Origin of the sequence: Sphingomonas sp. CBMAI 2297, from assembly GCF_029870595.1 — a bacterium.
Taxonomy (GTDB): Bacteria; Pseudomonadota; Alphaproteobacteria; order Sphingomonadales; family Sphingomonadaceae; genus Sphingomonas.
Genome location: NZ_JAPDIR010000005.1, coordinates 270,717 through 291,490, shown reverse-complemented (window position 1 = coordinate 291,490; position 20,774 = coordinate 270,717). Strand labels below are relative to the sequence as shown.

Here is a 20,774-nt window from a genome sequence, read left to right as displayed (position 1 = left end):
AACGGCAATTCGCGGCCCGGTCGGTCGCCATGCGGCGGGGCGATGCGCTAGCTGATGCTCAGTGTATCGGTCCGCTTCACGATCCAGGCGCCGTCACGACTCTTTTCCAGGGTGACCAGGGCCGTGCCTCCCGCCAGCGCTCCGTATTGATCGCTGATCGTCATGGCGGCGGTTCGGCCATCCCGGTCGATCACCGGCATGGACATGGTGAGGACGCCGAAGGGATAGCGATCCATCGTTCCCGGATTGGCCAGCCGGTCGATCCGGGCGTCGTCGTGCAGGATGCCGGCGCCATCCAGAAACGCGCGCAGATTCGGGCAGCTCGTGACCGGGCTCAATCTCCGAACGTCGCCCTGCGCATATGCCAGGCGAAGATCCTGCCTGCCGACGAATTCGGGATGCTCGCGAACGATTGCCTCGAGGTCGGCGCGCCCGGGGAGCATCAGGCCCTTGGGGCCGTGCGCCACTGCGATTGGTCCCGTCGCTTCCTTCAGGAACTGCCGCGCATAGGCCTCCGCCACCTTGCAGCCTTCCCCGAGCTTGCCATCGGATAGAGAGCCGCACCCCGCCAGGAGCAAGGGGGTCAGGAGAAGGATGATCGGGCGCGTCATTCCAACGTCATACTCAGAACGGCAACTCCTCGCCCAGCCGCTCCTCGAAGTTCGAGACCGTCACGCCGACCAGCCTTACCCCCTTGGGCGTGGGCAGCACCGAGCGGATCAGGGCGAGGCTCATGTCGCGGAGCGTCTCGCGGCGGTCGACCAGCCCGGCGCCGAGGCTGCGGCTGCGGGTGATGATCTGGAAGTCGCCATATTTCACCTTCACGGTGACGGTGCGGCCGAATTCCTGCGCCTTCTCGCACCAGGCCCAGACGTCCTCGGCCATCTCGAGCACGCCGGCCTCGATCTCGGCATTCTCCACCAGGTCGCGGTCGAAAGTGGTCTCCGAGCCCGAGGACTTGCGCGGCAGGTCGACATGCACCGGCCGGTCGTCCTCGCCGCGCGAGATCGCGTGATACCATTCGGCCGCGCTGCCGAAATGCGCGCGGAGGAATTCCAGCGACTTGCCGCGCAGATCCGCGCCGGTCTCGATGCCGAGCGCATGCATCTTCCTCGCGGTCACCGGCCCCACTCCGTGGAAGCGCGCGACCGGCAGCGTCTCCACCCAGGCCGGCCCCATCTCGGGCGTCACCGCGAACTGGCCGTTGGGCTTGCGCTGGTCCGAGGCGAGCTTGGCGAGGAACTTGTTGTACGAGACGCCGGCCGAGGCGGTGAGGCCGGTCTCCGCCAGGATGCGGGCGCGGATCTCCTTGGCGGTGGCCCAGGCCGTCTCGATCCCGCGCAGGTTCGCGGTGACGTCGAGATAGGCCTCGTCGAGCGAGAGCGGCTGGATGACCGGCGTATAGTCGGCGAAGATCGCATGGATCTGCTTCGAGACGGCGCGATAGACGTCGAAGCGCGGCTTGACGAAGATCAGTTCCGGGCAGCGCCGCATCGCGGTGACCGAGGGCAGGGCGGAGCGCACGCCGAACCGGCGCGCCTCGTAGCTTGCCGCCGCCACCACGCCCCGCGCCGCGGCATAGCCGACGGCGACCGGCTTGCCCCGCAGCGCCGGATCGTCGCGCTGCTCCACCGATGCGTAAAAGGCGTCCATGTCGACATGGATGATCTTGCGGACCGGCTGGGTCCCCATGTCAGTCGTCCATCGGCTCCAGCGCGGCGGCGAAGATGCGCGTCAGGCGCTTCTCGAAGCGCTCGGTCTCCTCGGCGGTGCACATGTCCGGATCGATGGCGAGCGTGTTATGCATGATGCCCATGCCCATCAGCACGGCAAAGGCCATGGCGGCGCGCATCTCGGTATCCTGGCCGCCAAGCACGCGCGCGATCGGCTCCAGGATGTCGGTGTCGATCGTCTCGCGGATGATCTCGCCGGCCTTGGGCGATCCGATCGAATGCAGCAGGATCAGGATCTGGTCGATATGGAGGTCGCGCTCGTCCTGCGGCGTGCCGCCGTCGTCGAGGAAGAGCCGGGCGAAATGCGCGGCCAGCGTCTCGCGGGTGGCGCCTTCCATGAAGTCCTTGTCGTCGTCGCGCAGCGTCTCGCGGAACAGGGCTTCCTTGCTGCCGAAATAGCGGCTGACCAGCGCGGGATCGACGCCGGCATCGCCCGCGATCTCGCGCAGGCCGACATTCTCGTAGTTCTCGCGCGCGAAGTGCTTCCGGGCCGAGGCGAGGATCGCCTCGCGCGTCGCGGCCGCGTTGCGCGACCGCGGCAGGGCCTGGACGGGCGGGATCATGGGCGCCTTTTTATCGCTAACAGACGGGTAGTCAACCATTGTGGACATATGTCTACAGTCGTTGACAAGTTCCCTGAACGCGCTTAGCGGGTGCCAAATCGGAAGTCGTTCGTTTCCAGTAACGGCACCGCGGAGGATGTCCGGCCAGGGGCACGGATTTAGGGATCGAACATGCATTCGAAGAACCGTCAGCTGCTTATCCCGGCTCTTGTGGCCGCGCTCGCTCTCGCCGGTTGCGGCGGCGGCGGACCGCAGATGCCGCAGCAGGGCCCGCCCCCCGTCACCGTCTCGGCGCCGCTGGTGCAGGACGTGGTCGACTGGGACGAGTTCGTCGGCCGCTTCGAGGCGATCCAGACGGTCGAGGTGCGCCCGCGCGCCTCGGGCTATCTGCAGGGCATCTGGTTCAAGGACGGCCAGTTCGTCCGCAAGGGCCAGCTGCTCTTCACCATCGATGCGCGTCCGGCCCAGGCCGCCGTCGCCCAGGCGGCGGCGCAAGTCGCCCAGGCCAAGGCCACGCTCGCCAATGCGCAGACCGAATATGCCCGCTCGGAGGCGCTGGTCGCCCAGCGCGCCGCCAGCCAGGAGGAGCTGGAGCAGCGCCGCGCCGCGCTGCGCTCGGGCGCCGCGCAGGTCGCCGCCGCGGAGGCCAATCTGCGGGCGCGCCAGCTCGACCTGGGCTTCACGCGCGTCGTCGCGCCGCTGAGCGGTCGCATCTCGGAGCGCAAGGTCGATGTCGGCAATTCGGTCACCGCCGACCAGACGGTGCTGACCACGATCGTCTCGGTCGATCCGCTGCACTTCGTCTTCCAGGGATCGGAAGCGCTGCTGCTGAAATATCAGCGCCAGGGCACCGGCGCCCAGAACGGCACGGCGATCAAGGTCAAGCTCTCGGACGAGAACGACTATACCCATACGGGCACGCTCGACTTCGTCGACAACGCGCTCGATGCCGGCGCCGGCACGATCCGCGCCCGCGCGATCATCGCCAATCCCGGCGGCTTCCTGAAGCCCGGCATGTTCGGCTCGGCCCGGCTCGAGGCGTCGAAGCCCTATCCGGCGCTGCTGGTGCCGGACACGGCGGTGATGGCCGATGCCGCGCGCCAGATCGTGTTCGTCGTCGACAAGAGCAACACGGTGACGGCGCGCCCGGTGCAGACCGGCCCGCTGCGCGGCAATCTGCGCGTGATCCGCTCGGGCCTGACCAAGGATGATCGGGTGATCATCGACGGCACCCAGCGCGCGCGCCCGGGCGTGAAGGTCACGCCGCAGCCGGGCAAGATCACGGAAGCGCCGGCCCCCGCCGCCGCGCCGCCGTCCGATCAGCCGGCCGGCACCGCGCTGCCCGCCGGCAACCGCTGAGGATAGGGCCATGAGCGAACCCCAGGCTCCCCAGCCCGACGCGCCCGCGCGCAGCGGCTTCTCCAGCTTCTTCATCGAGCGGCCGATCTTCGCGGCGGTGATCTCGGTGTTCATCACCCTGATCGGCGCCTTCTGCTATCCGCTGCTGGCGCTGTCGCAATATCCGGAGATCGCGCCGCCCACGATCGCGGTGAGCGCCTTCTATGCCGGCGCCTCGCCGGAGACGATCGCCGAGACGGTGTCGACGCCGCTCGAGCAGGAGATCAACGGCGTCGAGGGCATGCTCTACATGAGCTCGTCCTCCACCCAGGGCCAGGCGACCGTCACGGTCACCTTCAAGCCGGGTACCGATCTCAACGCCGCCCAGGTGCTGGTGCAGAACCGCGTCAACCTGGCCGTGCCGCGCCTGCCGGACCAGGTGCGCCAGATCGGCGTGACGGTGAACAAGCAGGAATCGGGCTTCCTGATGATCGTGGCGCTTACCTCGCCCGACAACAGCCTCGACGTCGATTACATGGGCAATTACGCCAATACGGTGATCCGCGACCGGCTGCTGCGCCTGGAGGGCGTGGGCACGGTGCAGGTCTTCGGTGGCGGCAATTACTCGATGCGCGTCTGGATCGATCCGGACAAGGCGGCGGCACGCAACCTGACTTCGGGCGAGATCGTCGCGGCGCTGCAGGCGCAGAATATCCAGACCGCGGGCGGCGCGCTCGGCTCGGCGCCGACGGGCAAGGACAATCCGTCGTTCGAGGTGCCGGTGGACGTGCGCGGCCGCCTCGCCACGGTCGAGCAATTCTCCAACATCACCGTGAAGTCCGATCCGACCGGCGCCGCGCTCACCAAGCTGGGCGACGTCGCGCGGATCGAGCTGGGCAGCCAGGACTATTCGATCCGCGGCTCGTTCGGCGGCCGGCGCGGTATCGCGCTCGCCATCGTCCAGCAGCCGGGCGCCAATTCGCTCAACGCGGCGGACCTGGTGCTGAAGGAGATGGAGACGCTCAAGAAGGACTTCCCGCAGGGCCTTCAATACACCATCCCCTACAACCCGACCGAATATGTCTCGGCGTCGGTGGAGGCCGTGCAGCACACGCTGCTCGAAGCGGTGGTCCTCGTCGTCGTGGTCGTGGTGATCTTCCTCCAGACCTGGCGCGCGGCGGTGATCCCGATCGTCGCCATCCCGATCGCGCTGGTCGGCACCTTCGCGGTGCAGCTCGCGCTCGGCTATTCGATCAACTCGCTGTCGCTGTTCGCGCTGGTGCTCGCCGTGGGCATCGTGGTCGACGACGCGATCGTCGTGGTCGAGGCAGTGGAGAAGCACATCCGCGAAGGCAAGTCGCCACGCGATGCCGCGCACCTGACGATGAAGGAAGTGTCCGGCGCGCTGGTCGCGATCGGCCTGGTGCTGGTCTCGGTGTTCATCCCGACGGCAATGGTCGGCGGCATCCCCGGCATCTTCTACCGCCAGTTCGCGGTGACGATCGCCGCGGCCTCGGCGATCTCGCTGCTCGTCTCGCTCACGCTGTCGCCGGCGCTCGCCGCGCTGCTGCTCAAGCCGCACCAGCATATCGACGCCGATAGCGGCCCGCGCTGGATGCGGCCGGTCAAGCTGGGCGCGGAGAAGTTCAACGAGGGCTTCAACTGGCTGTCGGACCGCTATGGCCGTGTCACTGGCCGGCTGATCCGCATGGGCCTGATCATGATGCTCATCTATGCGGGGCTGCTCGCGCTCACCGGCTGGCGCCTCACCGCCACGCCGACGGGCTTCATCCCCGAACAGGACCAGGGCTTCCTGATCGGCGTCGTCCAGCTGCCGCCGGGCTCGTCGCTCGAGCGCACCAGCGAAGTCGTCGACAAGGCCTATGCCATCGCCGCCAAGACCGACGGCGTGATCGACGGCGCGGCATTCGCCGGCCTGGACGGCGCGAGCTTCAGCCAGGCGTCGAACGCGGGCGTGTTCTTCATCAAGCTGAAGGACTGGTCGCAGCGCGGCAAGCAGCAGAGCGCGGAGGCGCTGGCCGGCCAGCTCACCGGCGCGATCGCCGGGCAGATCAGCGGCGCCAACATCTTCATGATCTCGCCGCCCGCGGTGCAGGGCCTCGGCAACGGCTCGGGCTTCGTGATGATGATCGAGGATCGCGCGGCCAATGGCGGCTGGCGCGGGCTCGAGGGCGCGACCGGGGCGATGATGGGCGCGGCGATGCAGGAGCCGAAGGTCACCCAGGTCTTTTCGTTGTTCAACACCGCCAATCCGCGCATCCGCGCCGATGTCGACCGCGACAAGGCGCAGATCCTCGGCGTGCAGCCGCAACAGGTGTTCGACGCGATCGGCACCTATATCGGCTCGACCTATGTCAACGACTTCAACCTGCTCGGCCGCACCTTCCGCGTGACCGCGCAGGCGGAGCCGACCTCGCGCGACGATATCAGCGACATCGGCCGCCTGCAGGTGCGCTCGTCGAGCGGCCAGATGGTGCCGATCTCGGCGGTGGCGAGCTTCCATCGCGACTCCGGCTCGTCGCGCGTGGTGCGCTACAACCTGCTGCCCGCGGTGGAGCTGCAGGGCGCCGCCGCGCCGGGCGTCTCCTCGGGCGACGCGCTCGCGGCGATGGAGGCGATGGCGAGCAAGGTGCTGCCCCAGGGCTATGGCTATGAATGGACCGGCCTCGCCTATCAGCAAAAGGCGGCCGGCAGCTCGTCGGCACTGATCTTCGTGCTCGCCGTGGTATTCGTCTTCCTCGTGCTGGCTGCCCAGTATGAAGCGCTGACGCTGCCGCTCGCGGTGATCCTGATCGTGCCGATGTGCATCCTGGCCGCGCTGCTCGGCGTGAACCTGCGGGGGATGGACAACAACATCCTCACCCAGGTCGGCCTGGTGGTGCTGATCGCGCTTGCCGCCAAGAACGCGATCCTGATCGTCGAGTTCGCCAAGCAGGGCGAGGAAGAGGGCATGAACCGGTTCGACGCCGCGGTCCACGCCGCCCGCTCGCGCCTCCGTCCGATCCTGATGACGTCGTTCGCGTTCATCTTCGGCGTGATCCCGCTGGCGATCGCCAGCGGCCCGGGCCAGGAGATGCGCCAGTCGCTCGGCACCGCGGTGGCGTTCGGCATGGTCGGCGTCACCATCTTCGGCCTGATCTTCACGCCGATCTTCTACGTGCTGCTGCGCAAGCTGGGCGGCGGCAAGGTGGCGCATCACGGGCCCATGCCGACGGCACCGGAAACGCCTGCCGCCGCGACGGGAGAAGCGCAATGAAGCGGACCCTTGCCCTGATCGCCGCCGGCCTGACGCTCTCGGGCTGCGTGGTCGGCCCCAATTATGTCTCGCCGGCGCCCAAGGCGCCCGCCCAGGGCGACCTGAGCCAGGCAAAGGCGCCGGGCTTCGTCGCCGACGAGCCGCCGGCGGACTGGTGGAAGCTGTACGACACGCCGGTGATCGACCGGCTGGTCGGCGAGGCGCTGGCGGCCAATACCGATCTGCGCGTCGCCGCGGCGAACCTGCGCCAGGCGCGGGCGAGCCTGCGCGAGACGCGGGCCCAGCGGCTGCCGACCACCAGCGTCACGTCGAAGGCGACGCATGCCCGCGTGCCGGGCGCGTCGCTGGGCATCCCCGGCTCCTCGTTCGAAGGCGATACCTATGATGTCGGGCTCGACCTGAGCTATCAGGTCGATCTGTTCGGCAAGATCACCCGCGCGATCCAGGCCGGCCGTGCCGATCTGGGGGCGAGCCAGGCCGCCTATGACCTGTCCCGCGTCACGGTGGTGGCCGAGACGATCCGCGCCTATTCGGATGCCTGCGCCGCGGGCGAGCAGCTCAAGGTCGCTTCGCAGACGCTCAAGCTCCAGGAAGACACGTTCGACCTGACGCGCCGGCTCGAGGCGGGCGGGCGCGGCACCGGGCTCGAGACCAGCCAGGGCGCGGCCCTGCTGGAGCAGACCCGTGCCCAGGTCCCGGTCTATGAGGCGCAGCGCAAGGCCGCGCTGTTCCGCCTCGCGGTGCTCACCGGCAAGCCGCCGGCGGACGCGCCGGCCGATGTGGCGAGCTGCGAGACGGTGCCGGTGGTGAAGCAGGCCATCCCGGTCGGCAATGGCGCGACGCTGCTCGCCCGCCGCGCCGATGTCCGCGCCGCCGAGCGCCGGCTTGCCGCCGCCTCGGCGCGGATCGGCGTCGCCACCGCGGACCTCTATCCGAACATCTCGATCGGCGGCTCGATCGGTTCGACGGCGCTGGCGCCCAAGGATATGTTCAACAGCTCGAGCTTCCGCTTCAGCATCGGTCCGATGCTGTCGTTCAGCTTCCCGAACATGAGCGTCGCCCGCGCGCGCATCGCCCAGGCCGAGGCGGGAGCGGACGCCGCGCTCGCCACGTTCGACGGCACTTGGCTGACCGCGCTGCAGGATACCGAGACGGCGCTGGCCAATTATGTGGCGCAGGGCCAGCGCGTCGAGGCGCTGCGGCGCGGCCGCGACCAGAGTGCGGAAGCGGCCCGCATCGCGCGGCTGCGCTACCGCGCCGGCGCCGAACCCTTCCAGACCGTGCTCGATGCCGAGCGTTCGCTCGCCACGAACGAGCTGAGCCTGGCCCAGGCCGAGTCGAGCTTCTCCGACGCTACGGTCACCCTGTTCCTCGCGCTTGGCGGAGGTTGGCAGCAGTCTCCCCAGGGCTGAACTGCCGACCCCCGCCCCCGCGACCCCGCGTACCTTCCGGTGCGCGGGGGCGCGGCTGTTTCCCGCCTGCGCCGGAACGCGGGGGAACATTGCTCTCTACCTCGAAAGCGTGGCTGGACACAGCCCGCTAGGTTGAGGACTCATATTCTCCAGCGTCCTCCCCGCTATCCCTTCAACCGCCCCCTTCACCCGTCATCCCCGTGCAGCCGGGGATGACGGAAATAATCTCAAAGGCTTGTCTGGGTTCTCAGCCTGGCGCGCGCCCTCCATCCGCTGCATTGCCCGACCAATAATACAATGTGGCCTGACCATTCTATTGACAGTCACGCGCGCATCGGCCTTATTGGCCTGACACCGGTGGCCAGCACGACTGGCGACGAGACAAGCCGGGGCACAGAGGGGGAGGGAGAGTCATGCGACGGACTGCTCTATTTGCTGGCACGGCGATCTGCGCCGTCCTGATGGCGACGCCTGCGTTCGCCCAGAACACCGATACCGACAGCCAGGCGAGCGCGCCGCAGGCCGAGGAGCCCAGGCCCGCGGACCAGATCGTGGTCACCGGGTTTCGCCGGGCCTATGCCGATGCGCTCAACATCAAGCGCGAGTCCGATCAGATCACCGATTCGATCTCGTCCGACGGCCTTGGCCGCTTCCCGGACCTGAACGTCGGCGAGGCGATCCAGCGGATCCCCGGGGTGCAGATCAACCGCGAGGCGGATTCGCGCAACGCCACGATCTCGCTACGCGGCCTGCCGGGTTCGTTCGCGCGCACCACGCTGAACGGCGGCGGCTTCGCCGATCCGATCCTGGGCAGCGCGACCAATACCTCGTCCACGCCGCTCGGCGCGTTCAATTCGGACATCTTCTCGTCGATCACGGTGATCAAGTCGCCCTCGGCGGCGAATCTGGCGGGCGGGCTTTCGGGCAATGTCGACCTGAAGATCGCGCCGGCGCTCGGCCGCAAGCAGGGTGGGTGGGTCAAGGCCTCGTACGAGTATAATGATCTCGGCGACCTGGGCAGCCCGGCCTTCTCGGCCGGCTATAACGCGCACATCACCGACAATTTCGCGGTGTTCGGCGTGGTCGCCTGGAAGGACGAGAAGTTCCGCCGCGACTCGATGTCGGTGAACAGCTGGGCGAACAAGCTCGGTTCGATCCAGGTCGGCAACCAGGCGGTGCCGGCGTCCAACCCCACCTATCAGGCGCTGATGGCGCAATATCCGGGCGGGGTCTATTATCCCACCCAGGTCCGCCAGTTCGTCCGCCTCAACAAGGGCCATCTGCTCACCGGCGCCGGCGGCTATGAATGGCAGGCGACCGACACGCTCAAGTTCGGCGCGACCGGCTTCTATACCGAGCGCAACCTCGACCAGGGCACCAACCACCTGCTCTATATCGACACGTCGGCGGGCAATAACGGCACCGGCGCGCTGTCGGCCACTTCGGCGGTGGCGCATTTCACCAGCCTGGGCACGCCCTATGTCGTCCAGACGCCGACGGGCCCCCGCGCCTATATCAACCAGTTCACCGCCGAGAATCTGCAGACCTACGACTCGATCCGCTCGGAGCCGGCCAAGCAGAAGACCTGGGCGATCAACCCGACGATCGAGTTCAAGGACGATCAGTGGCGAGTGACGGCGCAGGGCACGATCTCGCGCGCGCAGGTGCTCGCCAACCAGATCGAGCTGGACATCATCCAGAATCCCTATCGCAACCTGGGTTCGGCGGGGCTGAACGGCATCACCGCATCGGTCTACACCGGCGGCACCAGCCTGCAGAACGCGGTGTTCGTCCTGAACACTCCCAACGCCTCGCACATCCCGACAGGCGGCTATCCGCTCGCCTCGCCGGCGAACCAGGCGACCCAGGCGGGCGCGCAGATGCCCGGCGTGGCCGCGGCGACGCTGGGTGATCGCTTCGGCGTCACCGGCACCAACGGCCAGTCGTGGAACGCGCTCGACGCGGTGCAGCTCGATATCGAGCGCAGCTTCGCCGGCAGCTTCCTCTCCGGCTTCCAGGTCGGCATGCGCTACGAGAACAACGAATATACCTCGATCGGCTCGCGCAACACCTCGATCGGCGCGGTCACCGCCAATGTCACGCCGGCGATGTCGCTGGCCAACCCCTATGTGAACGACTTTTTCGGCGGCACCGCGGGCGGCTATACCAGCAACTGGCGCAGCATGGACGTGAACCAGGTGCTCGGCGCGATCACGCCGGTGGTGCTGACGACGCGCCCCTCGCAATATGCCAACGGCCTGCCGCCCCAGTTCGCCATGGGCCAGCAATATGGCGTGTTCCTCACCCCCTATGGGCTGGTGAACAATTACTGGGACCCCAATTACTGGAACAACAACTTCACCAACACCAAGAAGGTGATGTCGGCCTATGCCATGGCCAAGTTCGACGGCGATCTGTTCGGCATCCATGTCCGCGGCAACGCCGGCGTGCGCTACGAGGCGACGACGCAGAAGATCGACGCGCTGGACTGCCGCAACTGCCTGGCCGGGCTTTCGCTACTGCCGCTGCCGATCAACCACAGCATGAGCACGCGGACCTACAAGCAGAGCTACGACTATTGGCTGCCCTCGGCGATGTTCGCGGCGGACCTGGCCAAGAACCTCGTGTTCCGCGGCGCCTATTACCAGACCTATGTCCGCCCGCAGCCGCGCGACAACGTGCCGACGACGACGATGCAGATCCCCGATCCGGCGGTGCTCGGCACGCCGACCTATAATGTCATCATCGGCGCGACGAACCTGAGCCCCTATACTTCCGACAGCTATGACCTGTCGCTCGAATGGTACAACCGCCCCGGCGGTGCCTTCGCGATCGCGGTCTACCAGAAGGACATTCAGGGCTATGTCGGCCCGATCACCGATCGCCGCGTGCTGTGCCCCGCCAACGGCATCTACAACGGCATCGATTTCGGCCTGGGCGCGCTGCAGGACGACGGCACCAACTGCAACATCGTGGGCAGCAATCCGGGCGCGCGCGTGCAGGCGAGCGGCGTCACCAACCAGAAGCCGATGCGGGTGCGCGGCGTCGAGGTCTCGGTGCAGCAGAACCTCGATTTCCTGCCGGGCTTCCTGAAATATCTCGGCGGCGCGGCGAACTACACCTATACCGATATCGACGGGAAGGACGCGCAGGGCAATCCGATCACCCTGCCCAGCGTCGCCAAGCACAACATCAACCTGATCGGCTATTACGAGACCAAGCTGTTCGGCGTGCGCGTGGTGTTCAACCATCGCGGCAAATACGACCTGGCGGCGGGCAACAGCTTCGTCGGCGACGCCCGCACCGTGAAGGCGCGCAGCCAGCTCGATGCCTCCGCCTCGCTCAACATCATGAAGAACTTCTCGATCTCGGTCGACGCGTTCAACCTGACGAACGCGACCCGCTCGGAATATGAGAATGATCCGATGCTGCCCCGCCGCATCGACTATGACGGCCGGACCTATACGCTGACGATCCGCAGCAACTTCTAGCGCTCGTGCGGAGCGGCCGATCTCCCGCCGCTCCGCACCCTTTTCGAAAGGCCGCCCGATGAAACTGCTTCTCTCCAGCGCGGCCGTCCTGCTGGCGTTCGGCGGCCTTCCCGCCTTCGCTCAGGACCATGCGATCCTCGGCGCCGGCTTCGCCAGGGCAGTGGCGCCGGACGATCCCGTCGCCCGCCAGATACGCGGCCGGGCGGACGCGGCGCTGGAGCGTCCGCCGGGCGCCATCCCGCAGCTCCACACCGAGGGGACGCTGCCGGGCAAGGGCATCCGCGAGATCAGCCTGAAGGCCAAGCAGGACCAGGGGATCGTCCTCGCCCTGGCGCTCGCCTGGCGGTTGACCGGCGAGCGGCGCTATCTCGACCAGGCGGCGCGCTATCTGGCGAATTGGGCGGACGTCTATCGGATGTCGTTCAACCCGATCGACGAGACCGGGTTCGATACGCTGCTGCTCGCCACCGACCTGACCGAGGCCGACCTGCCGCCCGCGCTGCGCGGCAAGCTGGATGGCTTCTGGCGCAGGATGGCGGCGGGCTATCTCGACGCGATGGATGCCGGCCCGAAGAACGCCGAAACCAACTGGCAGAGCCACCGCGTCAAGCTGGCGACCATGGCCGCGTTCCAGACCGGCGACGCGACGCTGATCGCGCGGGCGCGCGCGGCGTTCCGCAAGCAGGTGGGCACGAACATCCAGGCCGACGGATCGGTGTTCGACTTCCACGAGCGGGACGCGCTGCACTATGTCACCTATGACCTCGACCCGCTGCTGATGGCGGCGCTCGCCGCCCGCGCGCATGGCGAGGACTGGTATGGCTGGAAGAGCCCCTCGGGTTCGAGCCTGGCCGGCGCGCTTGCCTGGCTGGAGCCCTATGCCACGGGCGAGAAGACCCATGTCGAGTTCGTCCATTCGCGGATCCAGTTCGATCGCGACCGGGCCGCGGCGGGGCAGAAGGAATATGCGCCGCACCCCTGGGATCCGGGCAATGCGGTGAACACCTATGCGCTCGCCCGGTTGCTGGCCCCCGGCTATCGCGACTTCGCGGCGAAGCTCGCCGAGCGCACCGGGCGCCAGCCGACCGACTGGATCGTCCTGCTCGGCCGCTGATCGATTCCGCGCTGGACAGGAATCGCGGCGGCTGGCTATCCGCCGGCAAATGCCAGTCATTGCCACCGTCATGAATTCGACCACCGGCCAGCCGATCCAGAAGATGAGCTTCGGCCGCATGCCCAAGCCCTGGGCCTCGTTCACACTCGAAAGCGGCGAGCTGGTCGCGATCGATCGCGTCGATATCGGCAAGCCGGCACCGGGCAAGGTGGTGGTGCCGGTCTCCGTCTGGGTCACCCCGAAGAAATAGGCCCGCGCCGCGCCTTCCAGGCGAAGCCCGCGATGTAGAGATAGGCGAGGGCGGGCACCGCAAAGGCCCAGCCCAGCCCGGCCGTGTCGGCGATGCCGCCGGCGATCAGGGGCAGCGCCGCGCCGGGGCCGACCGCGAGGACGAGCAGCCCCGAGGTCGCCGCTACGGGCGTGCCCGAGCGCTCGAGCGTGAGCGCGAAGATGGTCGGGAACATGATCGAATTGCACAGCCCCACCGCGAGCAGGCACCAGGCGCCGGGCCCTCCCGGCAGCACCAGCGAGGTGAGGCAGAGCGCGGCGGCGGCGAGCCCCGCCAGCAGCAGCAGGCGCGGGGCGGGCACGAAGCGCAGCAGCCAGCTGCCGGCGAAGCGCCCGAGCAGCGCGCCGCCCCAATAGAGATTGGCGACCCAGGCGCCCGCCACGTCGAGCGGCAGGCCAAGCGTGTGGGCCTGGGAGAGATAGAGGATCAGCGTGCTGCCGATCGTCACCTCGGCACCGACATACAGGGCGATGCCGAGCGCGCCGCGCAGCGCCCAGCGTGAGCGCAGCGCGGCGAACGCGCCGCCGGCGGCGGGCGGCTCCGGCATCGTGGCGGCGGCGATCGCGCGGCGCGCGGCGAAGGCCAGCACGGCGAGGCCGGCGACCAGCAGCGCCATCACCAGATAGGCCTGCATCATCGCCACGATGCCCGCGGCGCGCCCGGCCGCCGAGCGGATCGGCTCGGGCGAATGGAACACTGCGTCCGCCAGCACGAAGCGCGCGCCGAAATGCACGCCGCAGACCACGCCGAGCGCGTTGAACGAATGGGCGAGGGTGAGCCGGTAATGGCTGCGCTCGGGCGGCCCCAGCGCGGCGGCGAGCGGATTGGCGGCGACCTGGAGGATGGTCACGCCGCTCGCCAGCACGAAGATCGCGGCGAGCACCACCGCGAAATCGGCCAGCCGGCCCATGGCCTGCATCACCAGGCAGCCGCCCGCCATCACGGCCAGCCCGGCCAATATCGTCCGCATCGCGCCGAGCCTGGCGAGCATGGCGGCGGCAGGGAGCGACAGCAGGAAGAAGGCGGCGAACGAAGCGATCTGGGTGAGCAGCGCCTCGGTATAGCCCAGCGCGAACACTCGCCGCGCCGCCGCGATCAGCGGATCGTTGTTCGCGCAGACAAAGCCCCAGCCGAAGAACAGGGCCGTCACGCTCGCAAAGGCGAAGCGCGTCGGGGCGGCGGGTTCGCTCAACGCGGCTTTCGCCAGCGGAAGGTCGCGGCGCCGTGCGGGGCGAGGCGATAGGCGAAGCGGCTGCCCTCCGCCGTCACGTCCAGGTCCCGCGCCGTCGCGGCGGCGTTGAACGCGATCAGCACGCGGCTGCCGTCGGGATTGGCATAGGCGACCGTCTCGATCCCGCCCGGCGTGCTGGTCGCGTCGATCCGCCAGGCGCCGGGACGGACGAAGCGCGAGGCCTGGCCCAGCGCATAATATTCGGGGTTGCGCGTGATCGCGCCCGTCTTGCCGTCGATCGTCACCACGCCGCGGCAATCGTTGCAGCCGCCGAGATGGGGGCCATGATTCTCGTCGAGCGCGAGGTTCCACATCAGCACGCCGCGCGCCCAGTTGCGCGGCGCGCCCATCACCAGCGTGCGCAGCGTCCAGCTCCAGCTGTCCGCCCAGGGCCCCGACCAGTCGCCGCCCGAGCATTCGGTGAAGAACACGTCCTTGTCCGGGAAGGCATCGCGCACCTTGGTCTGCGCCGAAACGTCGCCGCCATAGCAATGCCAGGCCACGCCCGTGACGTAACGGCTGGCGGCGGGATCGGCGAGCACGCCGAGCGGGTGCTCGGGCTTGTCCCAATTATGGTCCCAGTCGAGGATCCCGGTCTTCAGCCCCATCCGCGCGAATTCAGGGCCGACATGGTCGCCGATGATCCGGGCGCGCTGCGCGGCGGAAAGGCGCATGCCGGGATAGTTTTCCGGCTCGAAATCGGGCTCGTTCTGGATGCTCAGATAGTCGATCGGGCCGATCTCGGCGGCAAAGGCCTGGACGGTCCTGCCGAGATAGCGGGCGAAGGGCGCATAGGCTTCCGCGCGCAGCGTGCCCTTCACCAGCGAGTCGGTCGACTTCATCCAGCCCGGCGCGCTCCAGGGCGAGATCATCACCGCGAGCCGGGGATTGATCGCGCGGGCGGCGCGGGCAGTGGGGAGCACGTCTTCCCGGGCGGGCGCGATCGAGAAATGCGCGAGCGCCGGGTCGGTCTCGCCCCTGGCCCGGTCGTCATAGCTGTAATGGGTGCGCGAGAAGTCCGACGCGCCGATGGTGAGGCGGGTGAAGGCGAAGCCCAGGCCCTCGCTGCCGAACAGCTCGCGGAGCAGCGCGCCGCGCTGGCGGGGATCGAGCCGATGCTGGATCAGCCAGGCCGAGGCATCGGTGATCGCCGCGCCGAAGCCGACCATCTTCTGGTAGCGCTTGCCGGGATCGACCGTGATCGTCCCGCCGGCGCCGCGCCGGAGCGGAAGCGCGGGCTGCTTCGCCAGCAGCGCCGACTTGTCGGGCAGGGTGAGCCAGACCTCCACCTGCGGGGCCGGCGCGGGAGCGGGCGCGGCGGCGGTGGCGGCCAGCAGGGCGAGGGCGGGCAGGATGCGCATCATGTCTCTCCTCATCGGGCAGTCAGGCTGTTAGCGTCGCGGCCATGAACCCCATTCGCAGCCGGCACGGCGTCACGCCCGCGATCTTCCAGGAAATCCGCGCGGCCGGGGAGCCCGTGGTGATGAAGGGGCTGGCGGCGGACTGGCAGTTCGTCCGCGCCGCCGATGCCGCTGGCTATCTCCGCGCCATGGCGCTGCCCGGCACGGTCCATTTCATGCGCGCACCGCCCGAGATCGAGGGGCGGATGCATTATGGCGCGACGATCGGCTCGCGCAATTTCACCCGTGAGGAAGCGCCGTTCGCGCGCTTTCTCGACCGGCTCGGCGAACAGGCCGAGGCGGAGCGTCCCGAGGCGCTGGCGCTGCAGGGCCTGCCCGCGCCGCAGCTGATGCCAGGCTTTGCCGAGGCCAATCCGATGGCGCTCGTCCCCGGCGTGGCGCCGCGCCTGTGGATCGGCAATGCCGCCAAGGTGGCGATCCATCACGATCCGACCGAGAATATCGCGGTGGTCGGCGCCGGCCGCCGCCGCTTCACGCTGTTCGCGCCCGAGCAGGTGGGCAATCTCTATATGGGCCCGTTCGATCCGACGCCGGCCGGCGTGCAGGTGAGCATGGTCCATCTGACCGCGCCCGATCACGCGCGCTATCCGCGCTTCGCCACGGCGATGGCGGCGGCGCTGGTCGCCGAGCTCGATCCGGGCGACGCGATCTACATCCCCTATCAATGGTATCACCATGTCGAGGCGCTCGACCGGTTCAACGTGCTGGTGAATTATTGGTGGGACCCGGTGCCGGACGCCTCGCCCTGGGAGGCGATGATGCACGGGTTCGTGAGCCTCAGGAGCCTGCCGTCCGACCAGCGCCGCGCCTGGCGGGCGATGTTCGATCGCTATGTCTTCCTGACGGACGGCGACCCCGGCGCGCACCTGCCGCCCGAGGCGCGCGGCGTGTTCGGCGCCACCTCGCCCCAGGCGATCGCCCAGATGCGCGCGATGCTGTTCGACGGGCTGCGAAAAAGGCTGGGGCGCTAGGGTCAAAACTCGATCGGGGCTTGGGTTTTCTTCGTCATCCCAATTCATTTCGTCATCCCCGCGCAGGCGGGGATCCAGGGCCAAGGGCGGATTGCGCGCCATCAAGCCTCTCTCTCTTCCGTCACCCTGACCTCGTTTTAGCATCCAATTCTCCGCCGGCGATATCGCTGGTGGCACCTTGGACCCTGAAACAAGTTCAGGGTGACGAAGAAAGTTGGTTCGAAGTGTTCCGGCTCGCCAAGCCACGCCCTTAGCCTGAATGTCGATTGACCCTAGGCCGCGCATGTCTTGGCCACGAATTCGGCATGGTCCGGCATCAGGTCCACGCACCGGGCGATCACGCGCTGAATGTTGCCGAGATACTCCTCGACCTGTGCCTCGGGCTTGATGTCGACCAGCGGATCATAGCCGCGCGGGATCACGCCCTGGCCCAGGAACACCTGGATCCAGCTTTCCTCGGTGAACAGCTCGTCGTCCTCGCGGAAGACGCGGCCGTTCGCGGCGAACAGGTCGATCTTGCGCTGGAGCGTGTCGGGCACTTCCATGTCGCGGCACTGGCGCCAGAAGGCGGTGTCGTCGCGGCTGGTTGCCTTGTAGTGGAGGATGATGAAGTCGCGGATGCGCGCATATTCGAAATCGGCCTGGCGGTTGAACTCGGCGATCGTCGCGGGATCGAAGCCGCGATCGGGGAGCAGCCGGACCAGGCGGATCACCATGGCCTGGATCAGGTGGATGCTGGTCGATTCGAGCGGCTCGAGAAAGCCCGAGGCGAGGCCGAGCGCGACGCAGTTCCGGTTCCAGATCCGCTTTCGCTTGCCGGTGGTGAAGCGGAGCTTGTTGGTGTCCGCGAGCTGGGCGCCGTCGAGATTGGCGAGCAGCTGGGCTTCGGCCTCCTCGTCGGAGATGTGCGCGCTCGAATAGACATGGCCGTTGCCGGTGCGGTGCTGGAGTGGGATGCGCCACTGCCAGCCGGCGGTGCGCGCGGTGGCGCGGGTATAGGGAGTGAACGGCTCGGTGCGGGCACAGGGCACGGCGATCGCGCGGTCGCAGGGCAGCCAGTGCGTCCAGTCCTCATAGCCGGTCTTCATCGCCTGCTCGATGATCAGCCCACGGAAGCCCGAGCAATCGATGAACAGGTCGGCGGCGATGGTCTCGCCATCCTCCAGGGTGACCGACTGGACGAACCCGTCGGTTCCGCCCAGCGCGACGTCCACAACCTTGCCCTCGCGCCGCCGCACGCCGCGCGCCTCGGCATAGGCGCGCAGGAACCTGGCATAGAGGCCGGCATCGAACTGGAAGGCATGGGCGATATGGCCGATCGGGCTCTCGGCCATCTTGGGATCGGCGCGCATGAACTTGTTGGCGCGGGCAGCCGCGCTGTTGATCGAATAGGCGGAGAAGTCCGCGGCGCGGCCCTGGGCGCGCATCTTCAGCCAATATTGGTGGCAGCGCAGCCAGCCCAGGTCCTGGCCGATCACGCCGAACGAGTGGAAATAGGCATCGCCCTTGTGCGCCCAGTCGACGAACTCGATGCCGAGCTTGAAGCTGCCCTGGGTGCGGCGGATGAAGTCGTTCTCGTCGAGCTCGAGCAGCTCGTTATATTTCTTGATCGCCGGGATCGTCGCTTCGCCCACGCCGACCGTGCCGATCTCCTCGCTCTCGATCAGCGTGATCTCGTACAGCCCCTGGAAGAGCTTGCCGAGCAGCGCGGCGGTCATCCAGCCCGCCGTGCCGCCGCCCACGATCAGGATGCGCTTGATCTGCTGCATGTCGCGCCCCTTGCCTCCCCGTTTCCTTCTTCACCCTGCCAGCCTCAATTCCCTTCGTCATGCTGAACTTGTTTCGGCATCCGGCGCGCCACGGGCGATATCCTTCGCGGCACGCCGGACCCCGAAACAAGGTCAGGGTGACGAGGGGGAGGCTAGCAGGCGGCCGGCACCGCCGGCTCCGGCAGCGCGCCGGTCCGGCCCGGCTTCGCATAGCTGAGCCCATATCCCCGCGCGAACTGCACCACATTGCCCGGCCCCTCGCCGGTGGAGCAGGCCGAGCCCGGCCAGGCGAAGGAGAGGCGCGCCGAAAAGTCGTGGCGCCGGCCGACGAGCAGATCGGCCAGGCCCTCGCCCTCGGTGCCGGGCAGGAACGCGGCGACAAAGGCATCGGACAGGTTGATCAGGTCGTTCGCATAGGCCGGGCGCCCGGAATAGAGCACCGACACCACCGGCACGCCCTTGCCCGAGACGCGCCGCAGCACTGCGAGATCGTCCGGGTGGAGGGCGCTGTGCGCCGCCGGCCTGGGCGCGCGGACATCGCCATTATATTCGGCATAGGGCGTCTCCCCGATCACCGCGACCACCGCGTCGAACTTGCCCGGATCGACGTCCTTGCCGTCTTGCGAGAAGGTCACGTCCGCGGTGCCCAGCGCGTCGCGCAGCGCGGCGAGCAGCGTGGTGCCGCCCTTGAAGTCGGCATTGCGGTTCTCGGTCCCCTGCCAGGTGAGCGACCAGCCGCCGGTCTGGTTGGACAGGCTGTCCGCGCTGGCGCCCACCACCAGCACGCGCTTGCCCGCCGCCAGCGGCAGCACGCCCTGGTTCTTGAGCAGCACCACCGACTTGCGCACCGCCTCGCGCCCCAGCTCGCGCGCGGCGAGCGCATCGGCCTTGCCGGCGAAGGCGCCGCCGTTCGGGTTGCGCTCGAACAGCCCGGCGCGCAGCTTGACGCGCAGGATGCGAGTCACCGCGTCGTCGATCCGCGCCATGGCGATGCGGCCCTCGCGCACGTCCGCCACGGTATTGGCGATGAACGCCTTCCAGTCGTCGGGCACCATGATCATGTCGATCCCGGCATTGACGGCCTGGGGGCAATGATCCTTGGTGCAGCCCGGCACCTGCTGGATGCCGTTCCAGTCGGACACGATCAGCCCGTCAAAGCCCAGCCGGTCCTTGAGCACGTCGGTCAGCAGTTCGCGGCTGCCGTGCATCTTGCCATGGTCCTGGCCGGCGGCGCTGTCGTTCCAGCTGCTGTACGAGACCATCACCGTCTGCACGCCGGCTGCGAGCGCGGGATAATAGCCGGCGCCGTGCACCTGGATCATGTGGGTGCGGGCGGCGCGGTTCTCGCCCTGGTCGATGCCGTCGAACGTGCCGCCATCGCCCAGGAAATGCTTGGCGGTGGCCACCACGTCGCCGTCGCCGGTCAGGCCGCCCTGCAGCCCATGGACCATGGCGCGCGAATAGGCGGCGACGATCGCCGGATCGCTCGAATAGCTTTCATAGGTGCGGCCCCAGCGGCGGTTCTCGCCCACCGCCAGGGTCGGCGCGAACACCCAGGAGATGCCGGTCGCGCGCACCTGGCGAGCGGTGGCGCGGCCGATCCGCTCGACCAGCGCGGGATCGCGCGCGGCGCCCAGGCCGATATTGTGCGGGAACAGCGTCGCCCCCGCGACATTGCCGTGCCCGTGCACCGCGTCGGTGCCCCAGATCACCGGCACCCGCACCGCCATGTCGGTCGCCATCGAGGCGCGGTAATAGGCGTCGGACAGCGCGGTCCAGTCGGTTACGGCTGCGTCCTTCTTCATCCCCGGCCAGGCGCCGCCGCCATTGAGGACCGAGCCGATATAATGGCGCCGCACCTCGTCCGGGGTGATCGAGCGGATGTCCGCCTGGGTCATCTGGCCGATCTTCTGCTCGAGCGTCATGCCGCGCACGATGCCGGCGATCCGCGCCTCCATCGCCGCGTCGGGCGCGGTGGGGGAGCGGAGCGCCGGCCAGTCCTGGCCATGCCAGAGCAGGTCGCCCCCGGTGCCGGTGCCGGCACAGCTCGCCAGCAGGGGAAGGATCAGCCAGAGCCCGGATCGCAGCGCTTTCATCTTGTTACTCATCCGCAAGGGGCGGCACGCGGGCCGCGAGGATAAAAAAGGGGAGGCGCCGGCATTGCC

14 protein-coding genes are annotated in these 20,774 nt (G+C 68.3%); 7 read left to right on the top strand and 7 right to left on the bottom strand.

All coding sequences use genetic code 11. From position 1 onward, the window contains the following. Positions 1-47: 47 nt before the first annotated feature. The 3 genes from OMP43_RS09920 to OMP43_RS09910 are packed head-to-tail and all read right to left on the bottom strand — an operon-like array spanning position 48 to position 2,296. Positions 48-611 (bottom strand): hypothetical protein, encoded by a 564-nt coding sequence (locus OMP43_RS09920; protein WP_280279554.1) that lies wholly within the window; start codon positions 609-611, stop codon positions 48-50. A 13-nt stretch (positions 612-624) separates the two neighbouring features. Then, positions 625-1,692 (bottom strand): DNA polymerase IV, encoded by a 1,068-nt coding sequence (gene dinB, locus OMP43_RS09915; RefSeq protein WP_280279553.1) that lies wholly within the window; start codon positions 1,690-1,692, stop codon positions 625-627. 1 nt (position 1,693) lies between these two features. Beyond that, entirely contained in the window at positions 1,694-2,296 is a 603-nt protein-coding gene (locus tag OMP43_RS09910; protein ID WP_280279552.1) for a TetR/AcrR family transcriptional regulator, read from the bottom strand. A gap of 171 nt (positions 2,297-2,467) precedes the next feature. Between OMP43_RS09910 and OMP43_RS09905 the strand changes: the two genes are divergently transcribed. The 6 genes from OMP43_RS09905 to OMP43_RS09880 all read left to right on the top strand — a co-directional run bounded on the left by OMP43_RS09905 (position 2,468) and on the right by OMP43_RS09880 (position 13,178). After that, complete coding sequence (locus tag OMP43_RS09905) at positions 2,468-3,655, top strand: efflux RND transporter periplasmic adaptor subunit (protein ID WP_280279551.1); 1,188 nt, start codon at positions 2,468-2,470, stop codon at positions 3,653-3,655. Between the two features lie 10 nt (positions 3,656-3,665). Next, positions 3,666-6,911 (top strand): multidrug efflux RND transporter permease subunit, encoded by a 3,246-nt coding sequence (locus tag OMP43_RS09900; protein WP_280279550.1) that lies wholly within the window; start codon positions 3,666-3,668, stop codon positions 6,909-6,911. After that, positions 6,908-8,323: an efflux transporter outer membrane subunit gene (locus OMP43_RS09895; protein ID WP_280279549.1), complete on the top strand. Its 1,416-nt coding sequence runs from the start codon at positions 6,908-6,910 to the stop codon at positions 8,321-8,323. The genes OMP43_RS09900 and OMP43_RS09895 overlap by 4 nt, the downstream gene beginning before the upstream one ends. A gap of 413 nt (positions 8,324-8,736) precedes the next feature. Next, entirely contained in the window at positions 8,737-11,814 is a 3,078-nt protein-coding gene (locus tag OMP43_RS09890; protein ID WP_280279548.1) for a TonB-dependent receptor, read from the top strand. A gap of 58 nt (positions 11,815-11,872) precedes the next feature. After that, the gene (locus OMP43_RS09885) at positions 11,873-12,928 is read left to right on the top strand and encodes an alginate lyase family protein (RefSeq protein ID WP_280279547.1); all 1,056 of its coding nucleotides are present in this window, start codon (positions 11,873-11,875) and stop codon (positions 12,926-12,928) included. Positions 12,929-12,977: 49 nt separating this feature from the next. Then, complete coding sequence (locus OMP43_RS09880; protein WP_280279546.1) at positions 12,978-13,178, top strand: hypothetical protein; 201 nt, start codon at positions 12,978-12,980, stop codon at positions 13,176-13,178. On the opposite strand, the gene OMP43_RS09875 is transcribed toward OMP43_RS09880, so the two are convergent. Further along, positions 13,162-14,409, bottom strand: a complete 1,248-nt coding sequence (locus OMP43_RS09875; protein ID WP_280279545.1) for a glucose/galactose MFS transporter — start codon at positions 14,407-14,409, stop codon at positions 13,162-13,164. The genes OMP43_RS09880 and OMP43_RS09875 overlap by 17 nt on opposite strands. Continuing rightward, positions 14,406-15,809, bottom strand: coding sequence for a glycoside hydrolase family 30 beta sandwich domain-containing protein (locus OMP43_RS09870; protein WP_280279544.1), 1,404 nt, complete (start codon positions 15,807-15,809; stop codon positions 14,406-14,408). The genes OMP43_RS09875 and OMP43_RS09870 overlap by 4 nt, the downstream gene beginning before the upstream one ends. A gap of 44 nt (positions 15,810-15,853) precedes the next feature. Here OMP43_RS09870 and OMP43_RS09865 point away from each other — a divergent pair, with 44 nt between their 5' ends. After that, on the top strand, positions 15,854-16,840 hold the full coding sequence (locus tag OMP43_RS09865; protein ID WP_280279543.1) for a cupin-like domain-containing protein: 987 nt from the start codon (positions 15,854-15,856) through the stop codon (positions 16,838-16,840). A gap of 272 nt (positions 16,841-17,112) precedes the next feature. On the opposite strand, the gene OMP43_RS09860 is transcribed toward OMP43_RS09865, so the two are convergent. Further along, complete coding sequence (locus OMP43_RS09860; protein ID WP_280279542.1) at positions 17,113-18,609, bottom strand: tryptophan 7-halogenase; 1,497 nt, start codon at positions 18,607-18,609, stop codon at positions 17,113-17,115. A 152-nt stretch (positions 18,610-18,761) separates the two neighbouring features. After that, entirely contained in the window at positions 18,762-20,705 is a 1,944-nt protein-coding gene (locus OMP43_RS09855; RefSeq protein WP_280279541.1) for a glycoside hydrolase family 3 protein, read from the bottom strand. Positions 20,706-20,774 lie beyond the last annotated feature (69 nt).

Coding starts and splice junctions, on each gene's coding strand:
- OMP43_RS09880 (WP_280279546.1), top strand. CDS start 12,978: ATGCCAGTCATTGCCACCGTCATGAATTCGACCACCGGCCAGCCGATC.
- OMP43_RS09900 (WP_280279550.1), top strand. CDS start 3,666: ATGAGCGAACCCCAGGCTCCCCAGCCCGACGCGCCCGCGCGCAGCGGC.
- OMP43_RS09905 (WP_280279551.1), top strand. CDS start 2,468: ATGCATTCGAAGAACCGTCAGCTGCTTATCCCGGCTCTTGTGGCCGCG.
- OMP43_RS09855 (WP_280279541.1), bottom strand. CDS start 20,705: ATGAAAGCGCTGCGATCCGGGCTCTGGCTGATCCTTCCCCTGCTGGCG.
- OMP43_RS09890 (WP_280279548.1), top strand. CDS start 8,737: ATGCGACGGACTGCTCTATTTGCTGGCACGGCGATCTGCGCCGTCCTG.
- OMP43_RS09885 (WP_280279547.1), top strand. CDS start 11,873: ATGAAACTGCTTCTCTCCAGCGCGGCCGTCCTGCTGGCGTTCGGCGGC.
- OMP43_RS09895 (WP_280279549.1), top strand. CDS start 6,908: ATGAAGCGGACCCTTGCCCTGATCGCCGCCGGCCTGACGCTCTCGGGC.
- dinB (WP_280279553.1), bottom strand. CDS start 1,692: ATGGGGACCCAGCCGGTCCGCAAGATCATCCATGTCGACATGGACGCC.
- OMP43_RS09870 (WP_280279544.1), bottom strand. CDS start 15,809: ATGCGCATCCTGCCCGCCCTCGCCCTGCTGGCCGCCACCGCCGCCGCG.
- OMP43_RS09920 (WP_280279554.1), bottom strand. CDS start 611: ATGACGCGCCCGATCATCCTTCTCCTGACCCCCTTGCTCCTGGCGGGG.
- OMP43_RS09910 (WP_280279552.1), bottom strand. CDS start 2,296: ATGATCCCGCCCGTCCAGGCCCTGCCGCGGTCGCGCAACGCGGCCGCG.
- OMP43_RS09860 (WP_280279542.1), bottom strand. CDS start 18,609: ATGCAGCAGATCAAGCGCATCCTGATCGTGGGCGGCGGCACGGCGGGC.
- OMP43_RS09865 (WP_280279543.1), top strand. CDS start 15,854: ATGAACCCCATTCGCAGCCGGCACGGCGTCACGCCCGCGATCTTCCAG.